The sequence below is a fragment of the Streptomyces sp. genome, assembly GCF_019510245.1.
GTDB lineage: Bacteria > Actinomycetota > Actinomycetes > Streptomycetales > Streptomycetaceae > Streptomyces.
The window spans coordinates 1-1,463 of the sequence record NZ_JAEKKT010000530.1; the positions used below are offsets into that span (position 1 = coordinate 1).

Annotated in this window: 1 protein-coding gene and 4 pseudogenes; 3 read left to right on the top strand and 2 right to left on the bottom strand. The window is 68.4% G+C overall.

The window, feature by feature from the left end:
• Positions 1–310, bottom strand: a pseudogene (locus tag JF597_RS55080) (MBL fold metallo-hydrolase); the annotation flags it as partial.
• Positions 311–576: 266 nt separating this feature from the next.
• Here JF597_RS55080 and JF597_RS55085 point away from each other — a divergent pair.
• The 3 genes and pseudogenes from JF597_RS55085 to JF597_RS55090 form a co-directional block, all read left to right on the top strand.
• Positions 577–729: pseudogene (locus tag JF597_RS55085) on the top strand (spermidine synthase); the annotation flags it as partial.
• Positions 728–909, top strand: a pseudogene (locus tag JF597_RS55935) (response regulator); the annotation flags it as partial. The pseudogenes JF597_RS55085 and JF597_RS55935, both read left to right, overlap by 2 nt.
• A 49-nt stretch (positions 910–958) precedes the next feature.
• Positions 959–1,102 (top strand): hypothetical protein, encoded by a 144-nt coding sequence (locus JF597_RS55090; protein WP_294014773.1) that lies wholly within the window; start codon positions 959–961, stop codon positions 1,100–1,102.
• A 20-nt stretch (positions 1,103–1,122) separates the two neighbouring features.
• On the opposite strand, the pseudogene JF597_RS55095 reads toward JF597_RS55090, so the two are convergent.
• Positions 1,123–1,463 (bottom strand): annotated as a pseudogene (locus JF597_RS55095) (FUSC family protein); the annotation flags it as partial.

Genomic DNA, 1,463 nt, shown 5'->3' on the forward strand with positions numbered 1-1,463 from the left:
CCCGGGCGAGGTTGGCCAGGAAGTCCGTTTCGCGGTGGCTCCAGACCGGGGCGTAGGGACGCTCCTTGTGGTTGCCCACGCCGGTGTCGACCAGGATCGTCCTGCCCTCGCTGCGCAGCAGCCAGGTCTGGATCGCGGAATTGACGATGTTGGTCTCGGAATCCAGGAAATGCGGGGCCAGCCAGTCGGTGCCGCTCTCCCAGACTTCCTTCGAGCTTTCCGGGAAGAAGGCGTCGGGCGTCATTTCGACGGAACCGTAGTATTCCCATACGCGGGTGATGGAGACATTGCCGAGGGTGATCTGTTCCATGGGATTTCCTTGGAATTCGGGGGATTTACTCAACCGTACGAGCGACCCCGGTGGGCACGGTATCCGTCACGTGACTGCACCTGTGTGTACAGCTCCGAGGAAGGGTCTTTCCCCTACGCACTTCCGGGCAGCTCGTGACCGCAGAGCGGTCGCCATGTGCCCGTTGAAGAGGCTTCAGCCGGGGTGCCGGCCAGCGGTCACCGCCTTCTCACCGTTTTCACCTTGGCTTTGGGCGACGAGGCCGAGCGGATGTGCACATTCACGCCGTGCTCGGCGTCCTCGCCACCGCCACCCTCCTCGTCGACGGCTTCGAGCGGTCCGCGCGGGAGGCTGTCTACGGCAAGGACGTGCGCGTCGCCCTGCAGACCGGCGTCCGGGAGATCGCCCTCACCGGCGGCGCCGACGGCCGCCCCCTCGATTGACTACGACGTGCTGATCCTCGACCGGGCCTGCCGGTGATCACGGGCAACGAGGTGTGCAGCAGACTCAACGAGCGGACGGACCCGCCATGCGTTCTCATGCTGACGGCGGCCGGGGACATCAGGGACGAGGTCTACGGCCTGGAACAGCTCGCCACCGACGACTGCCTGGCCAAACCCTCGTGCCTGGCACGGTCCAGGACGTTGCCGCCCAACTGCAGGACGACCGGTGGCGGTTGGGGCGCCGCGGCTCAACGCCCTGACCCGGGCGACGAGTTCGGCGAAGTCGAAACAGGCGCACGCGGCCCGCGTCACCGCCCGCCCGAGACAGGGCGGCGGACTCACCGTCACGGTCACGGTCACCGGCGCCTGACCACCACTTGGTCCATCCGGCTAGGCGCGTTCGCACCGGTCGGAGAGGACGGCGCAGCTCACGGCGGCAGCCTGGGCCGGGCCGTGCGGCAACGGGATGTCCACTCTCGCGGAGGGGACCACGGTGGTGCGGTCGGGGTCCGAGGCGAGTGGGTCCAAGGCTCGTACGAGCGCGGTCAGGGTCGTGTCGAGGCGATCGATGTGCAGCAGCAGGCGGTGCTCCGGGGACGGCCAGTTGCGGCTCACGCGTTGCTCCTCCGAAAGCCGGGACAGCGCCCTGACAGCCGTGGGGCGTGCCATGTGGGAGGCGGCGCCCGGTCCGTGACCGGCAACGCGGACCAGGTGGGTCACGGTCTGGTGCG